Source organism: Roseibium sp. (assembly GCF_965232425.1).
Classification (GTDB): Bacteria; Pseudomonadota; Alphaproteobacteria; order Rhizobiales; family Stappiaceae; genus Roseibium.
This window is the reverse complement of sequence record NZ_OZ246971.1, coordinates 6,178,890-6,199,946: the sequence shown is the minus strand read 5'-3', so window position 1 is coordinate 6,199,946 and position 21,057 is coordinate 6,178,890. Positions and strand designations below refer to the sequence as shown.

16 protein-coding genes and 1 tRNA gene are annotated in these 21,057 nt (G+C 61.2%); 5 read left to right on the top strand and 12 right to left on the bottom strand.

Features of this window, described 5'->3' with window-relative positions:
• Positions 1–59: 59 nt before the first annotated feature.
• From ACO08A_RS28280 to ACO08A_RS28255, 6 genes are all read right to left on the bottom strand, one after another.
• Positions 60–1,934 (bottom strand): adenylate/guanylate cyclase domain-containing protein, encoded by a 1,875-nt coding sequence (locus ACO08A_RS28280; protein WP_422039177.1) that lies wholly within the window; start codon positions 1,932–1,934, stop codon positions 60–62.
• 146 nt (positions 1,935–2,080) lie between these two features.
• A tRNA-Pro gene (locus ACO08A_RS28275) sits at positions 2,081–2,157 on the bottom strand.
• A gap of 52 nt (positions 2,158–2,209) precedes the next feature.
• Positions 2,210–3,490: an O-antigen ligase family protein gene (locus tag ACO08A_RS28270; RefSeq protein ID WP_422039176.1), complete on the bottom strand. Its 1,281-nt coding sequence runs from the start codon at positions 3,488–3,490 to the stop codon at positions 2,210–2,212.
• The gene (locus ACO08A_RS28265) at positions 3,487–5,094 is read right to left on the bottom strand and encodes an undecaprenyl-phosphate glucose phosphotransferase (RefSeq protein ID WP_421982479.1); all 1,608 of its coding nucleotides are present in this window, start codon (positions 5,092–5,094) and stop codon (positions 3,487–3,489) included. The genes ACO08A_RS28270 and ACO08A_RS28265 overlap by 4 nt, the downstream gene beginning before the upstream one ends.
• The gene (locus ACO08A_RS28260) at positions 5,094–6,323 is read right to left on the bottom strand and encodes a glycosyltransferase (RefSeq protein ID WP_422039175.1); all 1,230 of its coding nucleotides are present in this window, start codon (positions 6,321–6,323) and stop codon (positions 5,094–5,096) included. The genes ACO08A_RS28265 and ACO08A_RS28260 overlap by 1 nt, the downstream gene beginning before the upstream one ends.
• Before the next feature lie 105 nt (positions 6,324–6,428).
• Complete coding sequence (locus ACO08A_RS28255; protein WP_422039174.1) at positions 6,429–6,986, bottom strand: polysaccharide biosynthesis/export family protein; 558 nt, start codon at positions 6,984–6,986, stop codon at positions 6,429–6,431.
• A 196-nt stretch (positions 6,987–7,182) separates the two neighbouring features.
• Here ACO08A_RS28255 and ACO08A_RS28250 point away from each other — a divergent pair, with 196 nt between their 5' ends.
• A complete protein-coding gene (locus ACO08A_RS28250) occupies positions 7,183–9,621 on the top strand; it encodes an exopolysaccharide transport family protein (protein WP_422039173.1) in 2,439 nt (812 codons plus the stop codon).
• Between the two features lie 123 nt (positions 9,622–9,744).
• On the opposite strand, the gene ACO08A_RS28245 is transcribed toward ACO08A_RS28250, so the two are convergent.
• Complete coding sequence (locus ACO08A_RS28245; protein ID WP_422039172.1) at positions 9,745–10,953, bottom strand: GNAT family N-acetyltransferase; 1,209 nt, start codon at positions 10,951–10,953, stop codon at positions 9,745–9,747.
• A gap of 248 nt (positions 10,954–11,201) precedes the next feature.
• Between ACO08A_RS28245 and ACO08A_RS28240 the strand changes: the two genes are divergently transcribed.
• Positions 11,202–12,197: a polysaccharide deacetylase family protein gene (locus tag ACO08A_RS28240; RefSeq protein ID WP_422039171.1), complete on the top strand. Its 996-nt coding sequence runs from the start codon at positions 11,202–11,204 to the stop codon at positions 12,195–12,197.
• Here the strand turns inward: ACO08A_RS28240 and ACO08A_RS28235 are convergent.
• Positions 12,157–12,342: a DUF2842 domain-containing protein gene (locus ACO08A_RS28235; RefSeq protein ID WP_422039170.1), complete on the bottom strand. Its 186-nt coding sequence runs from the start codon at positions 12,340–12,342 to the stop codon at positions 12,157–12,159. The genes ACO08A_RS28240 and ACO08A_RS28235 overlap by 41 nt on opposite strands.
• A 179-nt stretch (positions 12,343–12,521) precedes the next feature.
• Between ACO08A_RS28235 and ACO08A_RS28230 the strand changes: the two genes are divergently transcribed.
• Positions 12,522–13,622 carry a COX15/CtaA family protein gene (locus ACO08A_RS28230; RefSeq protein WP_422039169.1) on the top strand — a complete coding sequence of 367 codons (1,101 nt, stop codon included), beginning with the start codon at positions 12,522–12,524 and terminating at the stop codon, positions 13,620–13,622.
• A 216-nt stretch (positions 13,623–13,838) separates the two neighbouring features.
• Here the strand turns inward: ACO08A_RS28230 and ACO08A_RS28225 are convergent, their stop codons facing one another.
• The 3 genes from ACO08A_RS28225 to ACO08A_RS28215 form a co-directional block, all read right to left on the bottom strand.
• Positions 13,839–15,119: an O-acetylhomoserine aminocarboxypropyltransferase gene (locus tag ACO08A_RS28225; RefSeq protein WP_422039168.1), complete on the bottom strand. Its 1,281-nt coding sequence runs from the start codon at positions 15,117–15,119 to the stop codon at positions 13,839–13,841.
• 147 nt (positions 15,120–15,266) lie between these two features.
• Complete coding sequence (locus ACO08A_RS28220; RefSeq protein ID WP_422039167.1) at positions 15,267–15,797, bottom strand: CoA-binding protein; 531 nt, start codon at positions 15,795–15,797, stop codon at positions 15,267–15,269.
• Positions 15,798–15,804: 7 nt separating this feature from the next.
• A complete protein-coding gene (locus tag ACO08A_RS28215; protein ID WP_422039166.1) occupies positions 15,805–16,626 on the bottom strand; it encodes an enoyl-CoA hydratase in 822 nt (273 codons plus the stop codon).
• A 159-nt stretch (positions 16,627–16,785) separates the two neighbouring features.
• Between ACO08A_RS28215 and ACO08A_RS28210 the strand changes: the two genes are divergently transcribed.
• Together ACO08A_RS28210 and ACO08A_RS28205 are read left to right on the top strand one after the other, a co-directional pair.
• Positions 16,786–17,622 carry a DUF1194 domain-containing protein gene (locus ACO08A_RS28210; protein WP_422039165.1) on the top strand — a complete coding sequence of 279 codons (837 nt, stop codon included), beginning with the start codon at positions 16,786–16,788 and terminating at the stop codon, positions 17,620–17,622.
• 18 nt (positions 17,623–17,640) lie between these two features.
• On the top strand, positions 17,641–18,924 hold the full coding sequence (locus ACO08A_RS28205) for an APC family permease (RefSeq protein WP_422039164.1): 1,284 nt from the start codon (positions 17,641–17,643) through the stop codon (positions 18,922–18,924).
• A gap of 12 nt (positions 18,925–18,936) precedes the next feature.
• Here ACO08A_RS28205 and ACO08A_RS28200 read toward each other — a convergent pair whose 3' ends face one another.
• A complete protein-coding gene (locus ACO08A_RS28200; RefSeq protein WP_422039163.1) occupies positions 18,937–20,970 on the bottom strand; it encodes an ASKHA domain-containing protein in 2,034 nt (677 codons plus the stop codon).
• Between the last annotated feature and the right edge of the window lie 87 nt (positions 20,971–21,057).

Below are 21,057 nucleotides of genomic sequence, written 5' to 3'. Positions count from 1 at the left end.
CGTGATGCCGAGCGGGTTTTTCTTTGCTTGCCGGATGGTCTTCGGCTCGGGCAAGAGCTCTAGCCGGCGTCCTTTGTATGCGCCGCCGTCAACTCGAACACTTCGATGGTGTCGTCGTATCCCTTGACGCGCGCGTCTCCTGCCGAGCGGACCTGGATGCGGCCTTCAACGCGCTTTGCGAGCTCTGCACTGACCAGGATGCTGGTTTTCTTTTCCCGGTTGAGTCCCTCGAGCCGCGAGGCGAAATTCACCGTGTCGCCAAGCGCCGTGTAGTTCAGGCGGTCCGAACTGCCGACATTGCCGACAATGGCTTCGCCGGAATGAAGGCCGATGCGGGTCCTGAGAGGCAGGATGTCCGCGTCGGACCAGGAATCCGTCTCGGCCTTGCACGCCTCGATCACGGCGAGCGCGGCACGGCAGGCTTTTACCGGGTGATCGTCGACATGGTTCGGTGCGTTCCAGAATGCCATGACGGCGTCACCGATGAACTTGTCGATTGTCGCCTCGTGCGCCAGGAGCGTCTGTGTGACCACCTCGAAATACCGCGACATCCGGTTCATGACTTCTTCCGGCGGGAGCTTCGACGACATGGCGGTGAAGTTCTCTATATCCATGAAGAGGACTGTGACATCTCGCTTTTCGCCGCCGGGTTCGGGTGTTTCCTGCCGCTTGATCATCTGCTGAACAAGGGCCTTGGGCACATATCTGCCGAAGGTCAGAAGCGATGTGCGCATCTGGTCCAGGGCTGTTTCGAGCTGGAAGACCTCGTTGACCACGGATGAGCGCGAAAACGGCCGGTCGAGATCGAAGTTGCGGATGCGCTGCGTGCCTTTCGCCAGGGTCTTGAGCGGGCGTGACAGCGAGCGCGAGACGAGCCAGATGAACGGGATGCTGCACAGCGCGATAAGTGCGGACACGAGGATCGTCCGCTGAGACGCCCGAGTGATCTCGCCGATCACGTCGCGCGACGGCAGGGCAATCGCGAGATTTTCGCGCTCGCCCGCGCCAAGCCCGATCGCCGATATATGCGTCATCCATGGATGGCCGCTGACTTCAACCGTCTTGATCGTTTCACGCTCCGGATTGCGCACCTGCTCCTGCAGGGCCGCCAGGGCAGCATATCTGTCGTCGCCGTCCGGGCTGTCCTTGAGGGAGGAGTGCGCGAGCAGCGTGCCTTCATGGCTGATGATCGCGAGAACCCCGGTTCTCGCCTGGGGTTCGGAATCAAGGAACGAACTGAGGTCCGACAGCGTGATATCGACGCCGACGACGCCGCGCGCATGCCGCTTGCTGACAGTCAGGCCGGGTTTTTTCGAGCCGGTGAACAGGTAGACGTCCGTCCGCTCCACCAGGGGGCTGTTGATGGCCTGTTCGTACCAGGGCCGCTCCCGTGGATCGTAGGAAATCTCGTCCTCGTTTGAATTGGTGTGCAGCGTGACGCTGTTCTCGTCCAGAAAGCGCTCGATCTGGACGGGCCTGGCCCGGTCGCCCCTCAGGATGATCTGCTCGCGAAACACTGTGCCCTCCGGCGCACCCATCTCCTCCAGGCGGGCTTCGGGCAGCGTGCGGGTGGCGCCGACAAGATAATTGCTGCCGTCCTCGTAGCCGATATAGATGTTGGCGATCTGCGGCATCGCCGAGAGAAACGAGATCAGCCGTTTGCGGGCAGGGTGGCCGCTCGCCTTGGGGTCGATATTGACGTCGAGCCAGTCTCCCGAATAGTGCGCGATGGCGTTGATCGGCTCGATCAAGGAGGCCGTCTGCAGCCGCACGACTTCGGCGGACCGCTCCATGAGCTCGCGCCCGGCCGTCAGCGCCGTCTCGCGGTTGGCATAGTGCGTATAGGAAATGATGGTTGCCGCCAGCGCCAGGGCAACGCTCAACGTCACCGTGAACAGGCTGACGGTTATGGAAAATCTGGAAAACGGTTTCATCGGCCCCTTGCGTCGCCCCACGACGAGCGCCTGCACCCGGCGCCTCGTGCCGAAGCTATTGGCCCGACAGGACCTTTGCAAGAGTGGGGAGGGGCGGGGAAGGTTTAGGCAACAGGAGATTTTGCCTTTTTGCCGTTGAAACGGCTTGGTCGGGCAGGCCGGATTTGAACCGACGACCCCTTCACCCCCAGTGAAGTGCGCTACCAGGCTGCGCTACTGCCCGAACGGGTTCTACCTATCTTGTTCGCTTTCCAAGCGCAAGCCGCTTGTTGGGGTCAGGACCGGCTTTGTCCACCCATCCGGTTCCCTGTCGCAAAACCGGAGCGGGATCGCCGGGTCTCAATCCTGTCGGCCGCAATCAGGCCCCAGGCGAGCCCGTAGAGCATGTACATGTGCCGCCAGCGGTCGGTATCGATAATCACCGACAGGATCAGGTGAGCGAGGAAAACGGCGAAGACGCATTGGGTGAAGCCGGTCCAGGGCCGCGACTTGAACAGGAGCGGCACCATGGCTGAAACCGTCCAGAGCGCCAGCACGATATAGGTGACGCCGCCGAGCCAGCCATAGGTCGTGAAGCTCTTCAGGTAGACATTGTGGGTGTCTTCCGGGAAATAGTTCCGGAAACCGAGCGTCCCGAGGCCGAGCGGGTGTTCCATCACCAGCTGAAAACCGAGCGCATAGCGCGCGAACCGGCCAAGCCGGGCGCTGTCGTAGTCCTGGACCAGGCGCGCCCGCTGTTCGAACATCTCCGCAACGGTATCGATGGAGAGCGCGGCTGCCAGAAGCGCGAAGACGGCCAGCACGCCGGTAAATCCCATCATGATCAGGCGCATCCTGCGCTGGTTGCTTTGCTCCGTCACCAGGGCAAGGAAATAGACGACCAGCACGCCGGCGAAGAGCACGCCCCAGGCCCCCCTGGAAAAGCTCAGGAAAATGCCGAGCAGCAGCACCGTCAGCGGGAGCAGCAACAAGACGTTTTTCAGAACCGACTCGCGCAGCAGCTTTTGAATGATCAGCAGCGTCGGCAGGACAAGAAACGGCCCGAAAACATTGGGATCCTTGAAGGTGCCGCGCGCCCGGTCATAAAGCGTGAAATAGTCCGCGCCCGGGAACAGCTGAAAATAGCCGGCGATGCCGACCGAGGACACCAAGACGGCGCTGACCGTGTATCCGTTCTGGATGATGCGGAACCGCTCCGGCTTTTCGGCCAGGATCGCGGCATAGAAGATGGCGGTGATCGCCAGGAATCCGGACACGGCCATGTACATGGACGCGTCGCCGAAGTCGTTCGCGATCGGGACCGAGGCGATGCCGCCGGTGATGTAGAGCATCAGGCAGATGATCAGCGGTCCGAACTCGCGCCGCAGCTTCAGCCCGCAGGCGAGCCAGACCACCGTGAGGAAAGCCATGTAGAGCTCGTAAGGGGCGGGCTCCTCGATCACGAAACCGGACAGGAACGCGGCAAGCCAAAGCGCGCCGTTGCCCAGGCTCCTGACAGGCAGGCCAATCGGCGCGTGCGGTCCGTAAGCGCCAGAATATCCGGCAACGGTGCTCAATAGGCGTTCTCCGTATTGAGCAGCCGGAACGGTGTCAGCAGGAGGATTTTCAGGTCGAACAGGATCGACCAGTTCTCGATATAGTAGACATCGCATTCGACCCGTTTTTCGATCTTTTCCTGCGTGTCGACTTCACCGCGCCACCCGTTGATCTGGGCCCAGCCGGTCACGCCCGGCTTGACCTTGTGTCGGGCGAAGTAGCCGTCGACCACATCGTCCCAGGTGGTGTTGTCGGTATGCGCGTTGACCGCGTGCGGCCGCGGGCCGACAAGCGACAGCGTGCCCGCCAGGACGTTGAAGAGTTGCGGCAACTCGTCGATCGACGTCTTGCGGATGAAACGGCCGACGCGGGTGACGCGCGGGTCACCTTTGGTCACGACCTGCTTGGCGTCGGGATCCGACATCTCGGTATACATGGACCGGAATTTCAGGACTTCGATGATCTCGTTGTTGAAGCCATAACGTTTCTGACGGAACAGGATCGGCCCCTTGCTGTCGAGGCGAATGGCGATCGCCGCTGCAATCATGAGCGGGAACAGCGCCACGATCGCCGCAGTCGCGAACACGAGATCGAAGATGCGCTTGCCGACCATGTCCCAATTGGCGATCGGTTTCTCGACGACGTCGACAAAGGGAACCGTGCCGATGAAGGATGTGCCCCGGTTGCGGAATCGGACCTTGTCCGTGTGTGCGGACAGACGGATGTCGACCGGCAGGATCCAGAGCTTCTTCAGAAGCTGCAGAACCCGCTTTTCAGCGCGCAGGGGAATACAGACGATCAGCATGTCGATCCGGGCAAGGCGCGCGAACTCCACGAGGGCGCTGATGTTTCCAAGCTTCGGATACCCGGCCACGACCGGAGGGGACCTGTCGTTGGCGCGGTCGTCGAAAATGCCGCAGATACGGATGTCGTTGTCGGGCTGGGCCTCGATCTCGTGGATCAGTTCCGCCGCCGCCGTTCCGCCGCCGACGATGATCGCGCGCCGTTCGAGCCGGCCGCGGGTCATCCAGTGGCGCACAAGCGAATAGACGACAAGGCGCGACAGGCAGAGCCCCGTCAATCCGAGCGCGAACCATGCGCCGATCCATGGGTCGGGCAATCCTGTGCCGATCCCCGTGGTCGAGCGTAAAAGGGCAAACATCGCAAAGACAAGCGTCCACCCGGCCGCAACGCGCCCGAGCTGCGACAATCCCTGGCGCATCACCGAAACCTGGTAGACGTCGGCTGCCTGGAAGAAGGCGAGGGTGAACAGAACGGCTGCCAGGGTCGCAAAGACGGCGGACCAGCCGGCGGCGAGGTCGCCGCCGCCAGCGAAAACGGCGGCGCCGGCGCTGAGCATGATCAGAACCACGTCGGTCAACCTGACGAGCCCTGTCAGGACGGGAACGGAGATCCCCTTGCCGCCAAGACTTTGGGCAAGCTGCAGCGCGGCAACGGAAAGCCCGTTTTCGGCCGTGGGCAACGCATGAAAGTTCTGCGGGCCGATCGCGTCATCGACGCTGTGCCGGAACTGCCTTTCCAGGTTCTGCCGCAGATCTATGCCGGCATTGCCTTCCGGCTCCCGGTGGACGGTCTGAGAAGGTTTGAGGGCTGGATTGCTCATTATCGGTTGCTCGATCTGGCATAGACGGATTGAGGCCTGGCGCGTGCGCTGACCGTCTCTTTCGCACCTGAAACGGAAACCTCCTGGGGCTTGAGGCCCTTGATTTCCTGGTAAAGTGTGGTGATCCGGTCGCTCATGAGCTCGACGGAAAATGTCTCGGCGAGGCAACTGCGCAGTTCCTTCGCGTCGGCGGCCATGCGCTCCGGTTCCGACAAGGCATTTTCCATCGCGACCGTGAGCTTCCCGATATGACCCGGTTCGATCAGGCGGTCGGCATGTTTTCCGAAAACCTCCGGAATGCCGCCGACACGCGTTGCGATCAGGGGGCGCTGCGCGGCAACCGTTTCCAGGATGATGTACGGCATGGCCTCTGCGCGCGAGGGCACCACGACGGTGTTCGCCAGCTTGAAGGCGTCGGGCGCGGCAAGAGCGCCATGGAACGTGATGGACTTTTCCAGCCCGAGAGAGGAGACCAGCTTGCGGTAACGCTCTTCGTCAGGTCCCTCGCCAACGATATGGGCGCTGGGCGCGGTGCCGGTCTTCAGGCGGATGTTGTAAAGCGCTTCGATGAAGAGATCCGGTCCCTTCAGATCCCGCAGCATGCCGATATAGAGGAAGTCACCCGCATCCGCGCTGGCCGGGACGGGCGTGAACTCGGCAGGTGTCAGGCCGTTATAGACCATGCGCGTCTTTGCTTTCGGCAGGCCGACCTTGCTTTCATACGCCGCCGCCTCGTAATCGGAGACGAAGACGATGCCGTCGGTCAGACGCCCGAGCAGGTATTCGAGCGTGTGGTAGACGCGGCCCTCGAACCGGTTCGGATCGTAGTGAAGGCTGCCGCCGTGCGGACAATAGACGCGCGCGACCTTGTTGCCGCGCAGGCGCAGCACCGTCCCGATCAGCCGGGCATAGGCTCCGCCCTTCGCACCGTGCCCGTGCAGGACGTCCGGACGAAGGTCGCGCACGTGCCGGTAAAGGGCCAGTGCCGCGGACATGTCCTGAAAGGTGAGTTGCCGTTGCATCGGAAAGCGTGCCAGACCGAGAGAGAGCCTTGGCCTGATCTCGTCCATCAGCCTGTTGTCGAATTCGCTGCCCGTACTGCTGTCACAAATTACGCCGACATCGTGCCCGGCTTCCGACTGAGCGGTCGCCAGATCGCGTATATGACGGAAAATCCCGCCAATAGGCGAACGGACACAATGCACGATCCGCATTGGGGTCGTTGTCATGGTGCAGTTTCCCTGTTCTTACCCCCGGGTTTCTTTTTGAACCCGTGAGGTATTGAGGCTGCACCGTATCAAACGGAGATGAGTCCACCGTTAATGGGGGGCGTTTTAGAAATAGCGTTCCCGAACGTAAATGGTGTCTCCCGGGCGGATCGGGTCCGAAATGGGAACACGGCCGTTTAGAACTTCACCATTAATCTGCCGGGTGATGTCGACGTTGGTCTGCTGTGCTCTGGAGCTGAAACCGCCGGCGGTGGCGATGGCATTCTGCACGGTCATGCCCGCCACATAGTTGTACTGGCCTGCATTTTGCACTTCGCCCATGATGAAGACGGGACGATAGGTATCCACTTCCACGGAAACATCCGGATTGCGGATATATCCCTGCCGCAATTTGGCGGCAATCTCGGCGGCAAGTCCCTGCTGGGTTTTGCCCCTTGCAGCAACACTACCGACAAGTGGGAAGGAAATATAACCAGCCTGATCAATGACATAAGTGTTGGAGAGGTCGTCCTGGCCAAACACGATGATGCGCAGCCTGTCGCTGGAATCCAGGCGATAGGGCTGTGTCAGCGTTTCATGAAACGCCGTTGGCGGCTGTCTGTATCCACTGCACGCGGCAAGGCCCAGGCACAAGGCCAGAACAACAAGCGCTCTCGTACGCATCAGCGACTCTCCTACAATTCCAGGACAGCATCGCGTGTTATGGTTAATTGAGCGTGAAGAGCGTTTTTGCGTGGGCCTGTCAAAACAACCGAGGCCGATGCAAAGATTAACGCCGGCGAACATGCAATTGCAGAAAGCTTAACCGATCGCTTACCCTAATTCGCGATAGTTTGCCGGAATGTGGAGACAGAACCCAATGAATGCTGATCGGCAGACCCATCCTGAAGACGACATGGCGCTTGATCTGGGCGGATTGTTGCGCGCGATCGGCCGTGCCTTGGGCTGGCTCCTGCCATTGACGCTTCTCGTGGCGGCTGCCGTTTTCATCGGATTGCAGTTCGTCGCACCCAAATACAAGAGCGAAGCCAGGGTTCTGATCGAGAGCACCGACAACAAGTTTCCCGGTGCGTCGCGCGGTATTGAAGAGGAGAGGGCGCTCCTGGACGCCGAAGGGGTTGCCAGCCAGGTGCAGTTGCTCATGTCCGCGGACCTCGCACGCAGGGTGGCCTCCAAGCTGAGCCTGGCGGCGATCCCCGAATTCGATGCCAGAGGCGACGGGTCTCTCATCGGTGATCTCCTGACCGCGATCGGTCTGAAAAGCGACTCGGCGGGCAACAGCGCGGAGGAGAGGGTTCTCAAGCACTTTTACGAGAATCTCGATATCTACCAGCTCGAGGGCTCCAGGGTCATCGCGGTCGACTATTCCGCGGAAAACCCCGTTCTCGCCGCGAAAGTCGCCAACACCATCCTGGACGAATATCTCTCGCTGCAATCAAGCGCCAAGAGAGAAACCACGGAACTGGCCTCCGCCGCGCTTGAGCCGCAGATCATCGAGCTGCGCAAGGAGGTTCAGGCAGCGAGGCAGGCCGTCGCTGATTTCAGGGCGCGGGCGGATCTTCTGATCGGTGCCGACAACATTCCGCTCAACCAGCAGCAGCTGGCCGAAACCAGCAGCGACTATTCCGCGGCGCAGGCTTCCAAGGCCGAGGCGCAGGCGAAAGCGGATCTGCTTAGGGAATTGCTCAATTCCGGCGGATCGCTCGAAACGGCGAGCGATGTGCTCAATTCGACCCTGATCCAGAGGCTGCGGGAGCGGCAGGTCGAGATCCAGTCGAACATTGCCGAATTGTCGATCACGCTGCTGCCGAACCATCCCCAGCTCCGTTCGCTGGAGTCTCAGCTTGCCGACTATGACCGGCAGATCCGTTCGGAAGCGGGCAAGATTCTCCAGGGACTGGAAAACGATGCGAAGGTGGCCAATCAGCAGGCGCTTGCGCTGGAAGCACGGCTTGAGGACCTGAAAACGGCGGCCGCCCGGACCAATGCCGACCAGGCGCGCCTCAGCGAACTGGAACGGGAAGCGAACGCCAAGGCCGCGCAGCTCGATCAGCTCATGCTCAGCTTTCAGGAAGCTGATTCCCGGCTTCGTGCACAGGTGCTGCCGGCAGACGCACGCATCATTTCGCGCGCCAGCGTCCCGGTGGAGCCTTATGCGCCGAAGATCATTCCGAGCACGATCATCGCCGCTCTTGTGACCTTCATACTCGGCTGTGCCCTCGTGCTGATGCGCGCCTTTCTCTCAGGCGATGCCCTCTACCGCGTGAATGCCTCTGGCGCTTCGTCATCTGCGCAAATGCACGCGCGGCCGGACCGGCGTACGCCCGCCATGGAGCCTTCGAGCGGCGGGCAGTTCATGAGCGCCAACCTGTCTGCGCGCGATCCTCTGGGATGGTCACCGGGATATGGCGTGTCTTCGGCAAGTTACGACCTTTCACCTGACTTGAAGCGCGGGCAGCCGCGCGAACAGGCACCCGATGCCGAACGCGTCGTTGATCTTGCGGGCATTCCTTCATCGCCGCGCCGGACGCGCACGCGCCACCGGGGCGAACCCGTCGATGCCAGGAGTGATTACGATCAGGATGTGTCGCCCGACTGGCTGGACAATCTGCGCGGCAATGATGAACCGGCGCCTGCAAAGGACGAGCCGAGGCCGCCGCTGGACAAGGAAACCGCCTTAGAGCCGCTGGCGGACAAGACACCTGGCATTCCCTGGAAGACACAGCCCAAGGCATCCTTTTCCAAGGATATCGATGTGACGGGGCGGATCGTTGTCCTGAGCGTCGACGACGAAAACCTGTCGCACGAGTTGGCTTTCGATCTTGTGCGCAAGGCAGCCGGAAACGGGGCGTCTGCCCTGGTTGTCGAAGTCTTCCCCGACCAGGCCGACAACCGGGCCGCGGAAGGGTTTTCGGACGTCGTGTCCGGCCGCATGCCGTTTGCCAAGGTGGTTTACCGGGACGCGGTGTCGAAGGCCCACATCATCGAATCCGGCCGCTTCGCCATCACCGACGACATGGTCAGGTCGGATCGCTTCAGGCTCGCCCTTGATGCGATCAAGTCCACCTATGAGGTGGTCGTCGTCGATCTGGGTGCAATTGACGGATCGCTCGCAAGTGCACGCATGCTGAGCTTTGCCGACCGCGTGTTCATCGCCGCGAGCGCACCGGATCACGGGCACGAGCTGCAAAGCGCCGCCAACCTGCTGGCACACAACACCGGAGCCAGGGTGGAAGTCCTGATCGCCGGGGACTTGACCCCGGATCCCCGCCGAAACGGAGACGGACACGCAGCGTGAGGCACCGGCTTCCAGATGCCCGTGCCGAAACGTTCCCGTGCGCGGGCAACATGCTTGACGCGCATCGGCGACCGGTATGAAACGGGCCTAGAGTAACAGCTGAGCAGGGTGGGAGTTTTCGGACTACGATCCGCTGCCGGCAGACTTCCAGCGGCGCATCTGCCGCACCAGCGGCCAGAGCACATCTGAATTCCGCACCGCGGATTTTGCCTGCAACCGAAGCGCTTCCAGGTTCTTCTTGATGTTGCCTTTCAGCGAAACGGCCATGCGGCTATCCCTGAGAGGTACGGGTTCGGCCCAGGAAGTCTTGTACCGCTCTTCGCCCAGCCCGAGATCAAGTTCCGTCGTCTGCGGATCAGAACAGGCGCGTTCGACGATTTCCTTGATCAGGACCAGGCCGGGGCTGTTCGGCAACAACGCGTCATGTGCGACGCTGTTGCTGTAGGCATGGATCGTGCCGCCGCCCTGCGCACACAGGTAGGTTGACCGGATCTTGCCGTCCGCCTCGAGAAACCAGAGGTCCAGATCCCGGTGGGCGGTTTCCGTGCCGGCAAGCCCGAGAATCCTTTCCAGGAATTGCCGCGCGGATGCGGTTGCGAAAACATTTGGAATGCCGGCCTCTTGCGCGCGTTTTGACCTTTGTTCGAGAAAAGCTTCGAACCCGTTGCGCAGATCCGTTTCGGTTTCGGCCCTGATCACGCGGTATCCGTCGACCGACTGCAGGTGCCTTTGTTTGCGCAAGAGGTTCTTTCGCGAGGATTTGCTGTGCGTCTCACGGAAAAGCGTCTCGAAGTCATCGGCGAGCCGGCGGGTGAAGATCGGGCTCGGACTGGGTGTCGCTCCGTCGAGGACAAGCGGATGGCGCCGGCCGTTCCAGGTTTCCGGGACGTTTTGCAGGAGCAGCAGATCGGCCTCGGCATCTCTGCACACACTGGTCAGAACCTCCGAGATCTGCCTTTCTGTCACGCTCCGGTAAAACTCCCGATCCCAGATCGCCGTGTTCTGGTTCCCATTCTGATAGCCAAGGAATGACAGCGTTCTGGTGCCTGCGGAATTCTGCAGCCCAAGCGGAAGCAGAAGAACCGGCTTGTCGTCAAGTTGGACGGTCGCGATCACGGGCGTGACATCCAGGTCCTGACCGATCGTTTGGCTCCAGGCCGCAAGCCAGCCGGGGGACTGATAGGGATTGCCGAAACCGCCAGCCACCAGCTGTTTCCAGCCGGACGCCGCCGCCTGGATGTCATCTGACAAGACGATCTGCAGGGCCTGCGATTTCTGCGCGAAACCGCCTTTGTCTCCTGAGTTCAAGCTGGTCGCATTTGCCGCTGACATAGGGGTAATCCATTTTAAACGATCATTGACGAAAACTTTGGGTTGTGCTGGCCGGGCAATCTCGAGCCCGGTAGACTTAGCAACAATTGTTAAAGAATACGTGCCTTAATGGCGCTTAATTCATAAACGGGCACCGGCGCCATATGGGCATTCGTCAAAAAGCAGTTTCGCGCGCATTCCGGGTTCTGAAGGGATCCGGTCTTGGACGCGCGATGGCTCCGCTGACACAGGGATGTGGTGCCGTTTTCATGATGCATCATGTCCGTCCGGCCCGTGACGATGCCTTTCAGCCCAATGCCCATCTTGAAATCACGCCGGAGTTTCTCCGCCTTGCGGTCGAGCGCATACGCGCGAACGGCTATGAAATCATATCGCTGGACGAGGCGGTCGATCTTCTGAAATCGGGCTACGGTCACCATCGCTATGCCGTGCTGACCTTCGACGACGGTTACCGCGACAACCTCAAGGTCGCCTATCCGGTGCTCAAGGACCTGCAGGCACCGTTCACGGTGTTCGTCGCCACCGGCCTTGTCGAGCGCACCAGCGAACTCTGGTGGCTGGCACTGGAACGGATCATAGCGGCAAACGAGACGGTCGAATTCACCCGGGCAGGCGAGGAAAACGGCCTGCCATGCGGAACGGCGGCGGAAAAGAACAGCTGCTTCGAGCGCATCGTCGACTACCTGACCCTTGAAATCGGTGAGCTTGACCAGCGCAAGATCATTCGCGCGCTTGCCGGGAAGTATGACCTCGATCTTGCCGGTCTCGCGGACGAGCAGATGATGACCTGGGACGAAGTGCGCGAGCTGGCAAGCGACGAACTCGTAACCATCGGGGCGCACACGCACGATCACTTTGCGCTGGCGCGGCTGGACAGTTCATCGGCCCGCGCCGATGTCACCAAGGGCCTGAAGATCCTCGAGAAGGAACTCGGCAGGCGGCCGAAGCACTTTGCCTATCCTTATGGAAAATCGCATGCGGTCAGCCTGCGCGATGCGGAAATTCTCCGCGACATCGGCTTTTCGTCTTCGGTGACGACACTGCCCGGTGTTCTGCAGTCGGTGAATGCCCGCGATCCGATGATGTTGCCGAGGGTCTCGTTGAACGGGCGCTTCCAGGAGCCGGCCATCGTCGATCAGTATCTGACAGGCGCGCCTTTCGCGCTCTATCGCGCCGCCCGTTGGGCGGCCTCGGGATTCGGCGTCAGGTCCGGTTTTTCCCGCTTCTTTCCATCCACCAGATGATGGCGCCTGCCGGTATCACCCACAACAGGCCGGCAATCGCGAAATAGATAAAGCGGACAAGGTTCGAAGCCTGCTGCAGGGTCATGTCGCCGATCACCATCGCCGTGAACGCGTAGATGATCACGAAGGTGACCAGAAGCACCATGCCTACAAATTTGCGAAACGAGGGAACCATCGTCGGGAGTGTCCGTTTTAGCGATTGAATGATCCGGAATTCGAGACCGATTGACGCAAAATGTCTCAGTCTGCTTGCCGTGTTGTCATTGCACCTATATCTCCGCACACCAAAGGTCAAATCGGCGATGGGATAACCGGGACGGGTTTATGAACGTGATTGCAAACGGCGAGGGCGCTGCCAGCGTCCAGATTGCGCCTGCAAAGCTGGAACGGATTAGACGCAGCCGGGTCATGATCCGCTGGTGGCTCTATTGTGTGTGCCTTCTGATCCTGGCGATGGTCGTGGTCGGCGGCGCGACCCGATTGACCGAATCCGGACTTTCCATCACCGAGTGGAAGCCCATACACGGCGTCATCCCGCCGCTTAGCGAAGCGGAATGGGAAGAAGAACTCGAAAAATACCGCCAGATTCCCGAGTACCAGCTCATCAACAAGGGCATGAGCCTGGAAGAGTTCAAGTTCATCTTCTGGTGGGAGTGGGGTCACAGGATGCTTGGCCGCGTCATAGGCGTCGCCTTTTTTGTGCCCATGGTGGCGTTCTGGGTTGCCGGCCGTGTCGAACCCTGGCTCAAACCGCGTCTTCTTCTTGGGCTCGCCCTTGGCGGGTTACAGGGCTTTGTCGGCTGGTGGATGGTCGCATCGGGTCTGGTCGATCGTGTCGATGTCAGCCAATACCGGCTTGCAACTCACCTGACGCTCGCGCTGATCATATTCGCTTACCTGTTCTGGATCGCGCGTAGGCTGACCCCGCTGGAAGACCCGTTGCCCGAGGAAAGAGACAGGCTGACCGGATTGAGCACTGTCGTGCTCGCGGTGGTGTTTGTGCAGATGTTCCTGGGCGGCCTCGTTGCGGGCCTGAATGCCGGTATGACCTTCAACACCTGGCCGCTGATGGACGGTCAGTTCATCCCCGATGGCCTGCTTCTGCTGCAACCGGTGTGGCTGAACTTTTTCGAAAACGTGCTCACCGTGCAGTTCCAGCACCGGATGACGGCTTACTTGCTCATTGTGTTGGCGCTGATCCTGATGTGGTCGACCTTCCGGGTGAGTGGCCGCAGTTCCCTGAGGCGCGCCGGTGCGCATCTCGGCGGTTTCGTCGTGCTGCAGGCGGTCTTCGGTATCCTGACGCTCATCTGGCAGGTGCCGCTTTCGATGGCGCTCGTCCACCAGGGTTTCGCGGTTTTCGTCCTCGCCGCCTCTGTGGCCCATCTGGCCGCGCTCAAGGGCGCTTACCCGGTCAGGGGGTAGCGGTCCAAAAACGTATTTTGCCGCAAAACACCGCGTCATTGCAGGGCCTGACCCTGCAATCCATGCCGAGACCTTCGCCGCCTCAGGATTAAGAAAGGAAACGGCATGGATGCCATGGTCGAGCCATGGCATGACCGGAGGGAGTTTCGGGCAAAGGTATTTGACCAAAAAAATGCCCGCCGGAGGGGCGGGCATTTCGACTTTGCGTCACTTATGTCAGTCGGACAGCGCCTGATCAAGATCGGCGATGATGTCGTCGACCTCCTCAAGACCCACCGAAACGCGCACGACGTCCGGTCCGGCGCCAGCGGCCGTCTTCTGGTCGTCGGTCAGCTGACGGTGCGTCGTGGAGGCCGGGTGGATGATCAGGCTGCGCGTGTCGCCGATATTGGCGAGGTGCGAGAACAGTTCGCATTTTGACACGAGCGCCACGCCCGCATCGTATCCGCCCTCGACGCCGAAGGTGAAGACGGCTCCCGCTCCCTTGGGCATGTATTTCTGCTGAAGCGCATGGTGCCTGTCTTCCGGCAGGGCCGCGTAGGACACCCATTTGACCTTGCTGTGTCCGGACAGGTGCAACGCAACCTTCTTGGCATTGTCGGAATGGCGCTGCATGCGCAGCGGCAGCGTCTCGATGCCAGTCAGGATCATGAAGGAGTTGAACGGCGAAATCGCGGGCCCGAGATCGCGCAGGCCGAGCACGCGGCAGGCGATCGCGAAGGCGAAGTTGCCGAAAGTCTCGTGCAGGACGATGCCCTGGTATTCCGGTCTCGGCTCCGACAGAAGCGGGTACCGGCCGCCGGCGGACCAGTCGAAACTGCCACCGTCGACGATGATGCCGCCCATGGAGTTGCCGTGCCCGCCCATGAACTTGGTCAGCGAGTGCAGCACGATGTCGGCCCCGTGCTCGATCGGCCGGCACAGGTAGGGCGTTGCCATGGTGTTGTCGACGACCAGCGGGATGCCCTTGGCCTTGGCGAGTGCGGAGATCGCCTCGATATCCATGACGATACCGCCCGGGTTCGCCAGGCTTTCGATGAAGATCGCCTTGGTGTTCTCGTCAATGGCCGCTTCGAATGTGTTGAGATCGTCCGGATCCGCCCATTTAACGCTCCAGCCGAAGCTCTTGAAGGAATGGTTCAGCTGGTTGATGGAGCCGCCATAGAGCTTGTTGGCCGCAACGATGTTGTCGCCGGGCTGCATCAGGGTGTGGAAGCAGAGCAGCTGCGCGGAGTGGCCGGATGCGGTCGCAAGGGCGGCGGTGCCGCCTTCCAGGGCTGCGACGCGCTCTTCCAGAACGGCGGTCGTCGGATTGGTGATGCGGGTGTAGATGTTGCCGAAAGCCTGCAGGCCGAACAGGGAGGCCGCATGATCGACATCGTCGAAGACGAAGGACGTCGTCTGGTAGATCGGCGTGGCGCGTGCGCCCGTGGACGGATCGGGCGCAGCGCCGGCATGAATGGCCAGCGTGGAAAACCCTGGAATATTTTCGCTCATGAATAACCTCCCTTTGGAATTTGGCGCAGTTTGACCGAACCTTGGGGGGAGGTCAAAGCAGGATTTTTCTATTTCACGTGCCTTGTTGGAATACCGATATCAAGGGCTTGAGTGTGCCGAAGCGTCGTTTCTGTTCATCCGGCGGCTTCAGCTTTCAGTCTTGCCCGTCAGTCCGCGATGCTGGAATCCCGACTTGAGTGTCGGCCGCCTGGCGGAGATGGTTCGTGAATTGACGCCGGCCCAGCCGATCTCGCCGGAGAGCCGCCCGTATTCGATCTTCGGGCACCGGTCCATCACGATCTTGATCCCGGCATCCTCGGCGCGTTTGGCCGCTTCGTCGTGGCGCACCGTGAGCTGCATCCAGATGACCTTGGGCAACTTGCCGCTTTGCAGAACATGATCGATGATCTGTCCCGCAGCGTCCGAATTGCGGAAGATGTCGATCATGTCCGGGACATCCGGAAGATCGTCCAGCGAGGCGTAGACTGTCTGGCCGAGGATTTCCTTGCCGGCCTGGCCCGGGTTGATCGGCCAGACCTCGTAGCCCTTTGAAAGCAGGTATTTCAGAACGAAATAGGACGGGCGGACATTGTTGGCCGACGCGCCGATCATCGCAACGGTCTTGACCTCATCGAGGATGCCCTTGATGTAGGCGTCGGAATAACTGTCGTGGTTCATGTGCGGCTCAGCTGTCCGTCCAGTCGGGTTTGCGTTTTTGCAGGAACGCGGAAATGCCCTCTTCGGCATCATTCGCCAGCATGTTGTCCACCATGGTCTTCGCGGCGAAATCATAAGCTTCGGACAGCGGCATTTCCAGCTGACGGTAGAAGGCTTCCTTGCCGATCTTGAGCGTTTTCAGGGACTTGGAAGCGATTGTTTCGGCGTATTTCTGGACGACCTGGTCCAGGTAGTCTCTTGGAACGATCCGGTTGATCAGCCCGAACTCCTTGGCCGTCGAAGCATCGATGCTTTCTCCCGTGAGCAGCATTTCCATCGCGTGTTTCGGCGCGACATTGCGCGACAGCGCCACCATCGGCGTTGAACAGAAGAGGCCGATATTGACGCCCGGCGTGCAGAAGGTTGCCGTATCCGTTGCGATCGCGAGATCGCAGGAGGCAACCAACTGGCAGCCGGCAGCCGTGGCGACGCCGGTCACCACCGCTATGACAGGCTTGGGCAGACGGACGATCTGCTGCATGAGATCTGAACATTGGGCCATGATCCGCTGATAGGTCGCCTTGCCGCCATCGGCTTCGGCGCGGGCAGCGGTCAGTTCCTTCAGATCATGTCCGGCACAGAAAACCTTGCCTTCAGCGCCCAGCAGTATGACCCGCACGGCCGGATTTCGAGCGGCTTCGTCGAGTTCCGCCGACAGTGCCGCCATCATCTGCGAGGAGAGCGAATTCATGCGGTCCGGCCGCTGCATGACGATCCGGTAGACCCCTTCGTGCAGAAGCGTGCCGAGCATCGGCTTTTCGGTTTGGTCGTTCGCGGCGGTTTCAGACATGGCCGTTTCCTGGATCGATTGTTTTGCGGTTGTTATAGCGGAACGCGGCGCCTCCGCGATAGCTGAAAAGTAGCCGGGCGGCGATTGTTTCACGCAGCCGTTATCAAGGATCGAAAGCGCACCGCTGCGGAGCGCCGCGTTTTCAGGTAGGATGAGGACATGTGGAGAGCGGCACTCACACCCTTCCTGTTGTTCGCCGTCCTTTTGGGGGCGGATTTCCAGTCGCAGGCGGAGGCCCAGGAACAAGGACAAGAACAGGTGGATGTGGCCCTCGTGCTTGCCATCGACGTCTCCCGGTCCATGTCCCAGGAAGAACTGGAACTCCAGCGCAGGGGCTACGCGGCGGCAATCGCCAGCCCCGAGGTGATCAGGGCCATCGACCTCGGCGCGCGTGGCCGGATCGCGCTCAAGATGTTCGAGTGGGCAAACGACAACCACCTGCGCGTGATCGTGGACTGGTCGCTGATCGACGAAGCGGCTGACGCGCAGGCCTTTTCCGACCAGGTTCTGGCGGACAGGTCCTTCAGCCAGCGCCGGACGTCCATATCCGGCGCGATCACCCACGCGGCCGAACTGCTGGAAGACGTGCCCTTCCGGGCCGACCGGCATGTCATCGATATTTCCGGCGACGGACCGAACAACCACGGCAGGGCGGTCACGATCGCGCGCGATGCGGCACTGGAGAAGGGGATCACGATCAACGGCCTGCCGCTGATGACGACGGGTGGGCCGGGATCGCAGTTCAACATTCCGGATCTCGATGTCTACTACCGCAAGTGCGTCACGGGCGGGCCGGCAAGCTTCGTCATTCCGGTCACGGACTGGGCCCAGTTTCCCGACGCGGTGCGCCGCAAGCTCATCCTGGAAATCGGAGGTTTCGAGCCGGAGCAGCCACTTGTCCAGCCCGTGCAGTTCACCTTCGAAGAACCCTATGACTGCATGATCGGCGAAAAGATCTGGGATCAGCTGCGCGAGCAGTTCTTTCTGGATCCTTAGTATAACAGAAACATCTAAGTGGAACGCCGAATTGGCGCGGCACCGGATCGTCGCGACAATGCCCGCATGAGCACATCGGAAAAAACCGGTACCGGCAGTCTCAGACGGACTCTCTCCTTGCCATGGCTGGTCTTTTATGGCGTCGGTGTCACCATCGGGGCAGGGATCTTCGCCCTGATCGGAGAGGTGCTCGCGCTGGCGGGCGACCAGGCGCCTCTGGCCTTTCTGCTTGCAGGGCTGATCGCGGGCGTCACGGGAGTTTCCTACGCGTCGCTGATCAGGAGGTTTCCGAAGGCGGGCGGCGAGGCTGTCTTTGTGAACCGCGGTGTCGGTAGCGCGTTCGCGCGCTTTGCCGGCTACGGCGTCGTCGCGACCGGGACGATCTCGAGCGCCGTCATCTCGATTTCCTTTGCCGGATACATCCGTGAATTCGTCGACCTGCCCGAGTTTCTTCTGGTGGGGCTGGTGATCTGTGGCCTGTCGGTCGTGGCCTGGTACGGCGTTCGCGAAAGCGTTGTCTTTGCAGCCGCGGTGACGCTGATCGAACTGGGAACGCTTCTTGTCGTGATCGCGTTCGGCGCTCCGCTGCTCACCGATCTGCCGGAAGTGGCGAGAACCCTGTCGCCGGTGCTGAATATCGCTGTCCTGAGCGGCATTCTGTCGAGCAGCGTGCTCGCCTTCTTCGCCTTCATCGGTTTCGAAGACATGATCAACATGTGCGAGGAGACCGTGGCTCCCGAGCGAACCGTCCCACGCGCGATCTTCTGGACGCTCGGCATCACGCTTTTTGTCTATGCGCTGCTTGCCATCATTGCGGCGCTGGCGGAGGGGAGAGAGGCAATCGTTGCCTCGCCCGCGCCGATGGCGCGCGTCTTCGAGGCCGTGTCGGGACTTTCAGGAAAGCCGGTGGCGGCGGCCGCATCCATTGCCATGGTCAACGGCATTCTGGTGCAGATCGTCATGGCGAGCCGCGTGCTCTATGGCATGGGAAACGAAGGCCTTGCACCCAGGTGGTTTTCGAATGTTGATCCGGGCCGGCAGACGCCTGCGAGGGCTACGGTCTTTGTTGCGGCAATGGTCCTGTTGCTCGCCCTGTTCTTTCCGCTCGTACAGCTTGCCTCGGCAACAAGTCTCGTCACGCTGGGTGTCTTCGCGCTGGTCAATCTCGCGCTTTTCAGACTGGGCACAAGAGAGCGGTCAGGGAACCTGCACCAACGGCGCTGGTGGGGACTGGCAGGTGTGCTCCTCTGCCTGAGCATTGCCGGTTTTCAGCTCCTGATCGGGGTGACCGGCGGCCATTGAGCGCGCTTGCGATTATCCCCGCCGGCGTCTGCGCCGGCGCTCACCGCCACCGGTCTCGTCCGCGGCCGGGCTCTTGCGTTCGGGAAGGTCGATTGCGGCGCGCAGATGCGGGAAGGGATCGACCTTGTTGGGCAGGGCCATGGCGTTGACGAAGTGCTCCTGGAATTTCGGCTCCAGCGCCGTCTCGATCTTTTCGATGTCGCGCACGGTCTGTTCGATCTCGCGCCTGAAGCCCCGGTTGAGCAAGGCCATGCGCGCGCCGGTTCCGGCGGCGTTGCCAACACCCGTCACACCGTCGAGCGGACAGTCGGGAATGAGGCCGAGCACCATGGCATATTGCGGGTCGATGTAGCTGCCGAAGGCACCCGCCAGCCGGATCCGGTCGAGCGCATAGGTGCCGAGCTTGTCCTGGAGAAGCTTGACGCCTGCGTAGAGCGCGCCCTTGGCGAGCTGGATGGCGCGGATATCTGTCTGCAGGATCGAGATCTCCACGTCCTCATCCGCGATGAGATAGGAAAAGGTGCGCCCCTGGGCCTGGACGCGCTGTGTGCGGGCGGCGAGCGCTCCGTCGATGACCCCGTCTTCGGTGATGAGACCGGCCAGATACATTTCGGCGACGGCTTCGATGATGCCGGACCCGCAGATGCCGGTCACGCCGACACTGTCGATCTTCTCCGCAAAACCCTCTTCGTCCGACCACTCGTCGACACCGATCACCTTGAACCGCGGTTCAAGAGTCTCCTTGTCGATGCGGATACGCTCGATGGCACCAGGTGCTGCGCGCTGACCGGACGAGATTTCCGCGCCCTCGAAGGCAGGCCCGGTCGGCGATGAGGCCGCCAGCAGCCGGTTTTTGTTGCCCAGAACGATTTCCGCGTTGGTGCCGACATCCACCAGCAGAGTGATCTCGTCATGGCTGTAGGGGCTTTCGGACAGGGTGGCTGCAGCCGCATCGGCGCCGACGTGACCGGCAATGCAGGGCAGCATGTAGACACGGGCACCGGGATTGAGTTCCAGCGACAGATCGCGGGCCGTCAGCACCATGGCGTCGGAAGCGGCCAGCGCAAAAGGCGCGCCGCCGAGTTCGACCGGATCGATCCCGAGGAACAGGTGATGCATGACCGGATTGCCGACGAAGGTCGCGTCCAGAATGTCTGACCGTTGCGCACCGACATCGCCAACAAGCTTGCCGACCAGCGCGTTGATCGCCTCGCGCACGGCCTTTGTCAGCTCCGGCAGCTTCGACGGGTTCATCTGAACGTAGGACACACGCGACATCAGGTCTTCGCCGAAGCGGATCTGCGGGTTGGACGTGCCTGCGGAGGAGACCGTTCTGCCGTTCTTCAGATTGCACAGATGCGCAGCGATTGTTGTCGAGCCGATGTCCACTGCCAGGCCGTAAACCGCTTTTTTCTCTCCTGGCCAGAGGGCCGTCACGGTTGGCAGGAGTGCCTCATCGGCGTAAATGGCCACGGTGACGGTCCATTCGCCCTTGCGCAGGATCGTCTGCACGGATGGAAGCAGGATCGGATCGACCGCAAGATCGGTCAGGCCGGCTTCGTGTGCGAGAGCTTCGCGCAGGCGGTCAATATCGCCGCGCGGTGTTTCCATGTCCGGTTCGTCGATGGTGACGGTGACGAGCGAGACCGCGCTGTCGGCGTCGATATGCTTGGCTTCGGCGCGTTTTCGCACCACCTGGCGGTTGGTCTGGGCATCGGTCGGAACGTCCACGACCAGATCGCCGAGGATCTTTGCCTGGCAGGAGAGCCGCCGGTCAGTGGCCAGGCTGCGCAGCGTCGCGTAGCGGGTTTCCGCTTCCGTCGCGCCTTCCAGGTTGCCCGCGGAACTGGTCAGGTTTTCCTTTGCGAAGGTCCCCTCGGAAACGGAGATCTGGCAGCGCCCGCAGATGCCGCGCCCGCCGCAGACAGATTCGACATAGACACCAAGGGAGCGCGCCGCGTCGAGCAACGGTGTGCCGACGGGAAACGTTCCGCGCCGCCCACTCGGCTGGAAAACGACTTTGGCAAGTTTGGCGTGTTCGTTCATGCTTTCGCTTCGTTTCGGCAGCGTCCAAATTCGAGGGTTCGAAACCCCCATCCCTGACCCCTCCCTAAAAGGGGGAGGGGAATTCTT

Bases quoted from the DNA above. Each gene is read 5' to 3' on its own strand.
- ACO08A_RS28220 (WP_422039167.1), bottom strand. From the start codon at position 15,797: ATGAACCACGACAGTTATTCCGACGCCTACATCAAGGGCATCCTCGAT.
- ACO08A_RS28260 (WP_422039175.1), bottom strand. From the start codon at position 6,323: ATGACAACGACCCCAATGCGGATCGTGCATTGTGTCCGTTCGCCTATT.
- ACO08A_RS28255 (WP_422039174.1), bottom strand. From the start codon at position 6,986: ATGCGTACGAGAGCGCTTGTTGTTCTGGCCTTGTGCCTGGGCCTTGCC.
- ACO08A_RS28250 (WP_422039173.1), top strand. From the start codon at position 7,183: ATGAATGCTGATCGGCAGACCCATCCTGAAGACGACATGGCGCTTGAT.
- ACO08A_RS28280 (WP_422039177.1), bottom strand. From the start codon at position 1,934: ATGAAACCGTTTTCCAGATTTTCCATAACCGTCAGCCTGTTCACGGTG.
- ACO08A_RS28200 (WP_422039163.1), bottom strand. From the start codon at position 20,970: ATGAACGAACACGCCAAACTTGCCAAAGTCGTTTTCCAGCCGAGTGGG.
- ACO08A_RS28245 (WP_422039172.1), bottom strand. From the start codon at position 10,953: ATGTCAGCGGCAAATGCGACCAGCTTGAACTCAGGAGACAAAGGCGGT.
- ACO08A_RS28240 (WP_422039171.1), top strand. From the start codon at position 11,202: ATGATGCATCATGTCCGTCCGGCCCGTGACGATGCCTTTCAGCCCAAT.
- ACO08A_RS28215 (WP_422039166.1), bottom strand. From the start codon at position 16,626: ATGTCTGAAACCGCCGCGAACGACCAAACCGAAAAGCCGATGCTCGGC.
- ACO08A_RS28210 (WP_422039165.1), top strand. From the start codon at position 16,786: ATGTGGAGAGCGGCACTCACACCCTTCCTGTTGTTCGCCGTCCTTTTG.
- ACO08A_RS28235 (WP_422039170.1), bottom strand. From the start codon at position 12,342: ATGGTGCTTCTGGTCACCTTCGTGATCATCTACGCGTTCACGGCGATG.
- ACO08A_RS28225 (WP_422039168.1), bottom strand. From the start codon at position 15,119: ATGAGCGAAAATATTCCAGGGTTTTCCACGCTGGCCATTCATGCCGGC.
- ACO08A_RS28230 (WP_422039169.1), top strand. From the start codon at position 12,522: ATGAACGTGATTGCAAACGGCGAGGGCGCTGCCAGCGTCCAGATTGCG.
- ACO08A_RS28265 (WP_421982479.1), bottom strand. From the start codon at position 5,094: ATGAGCAATCCAGCCCTCAAACCTTCTCAGACCGTCCACCGGGAGCCG.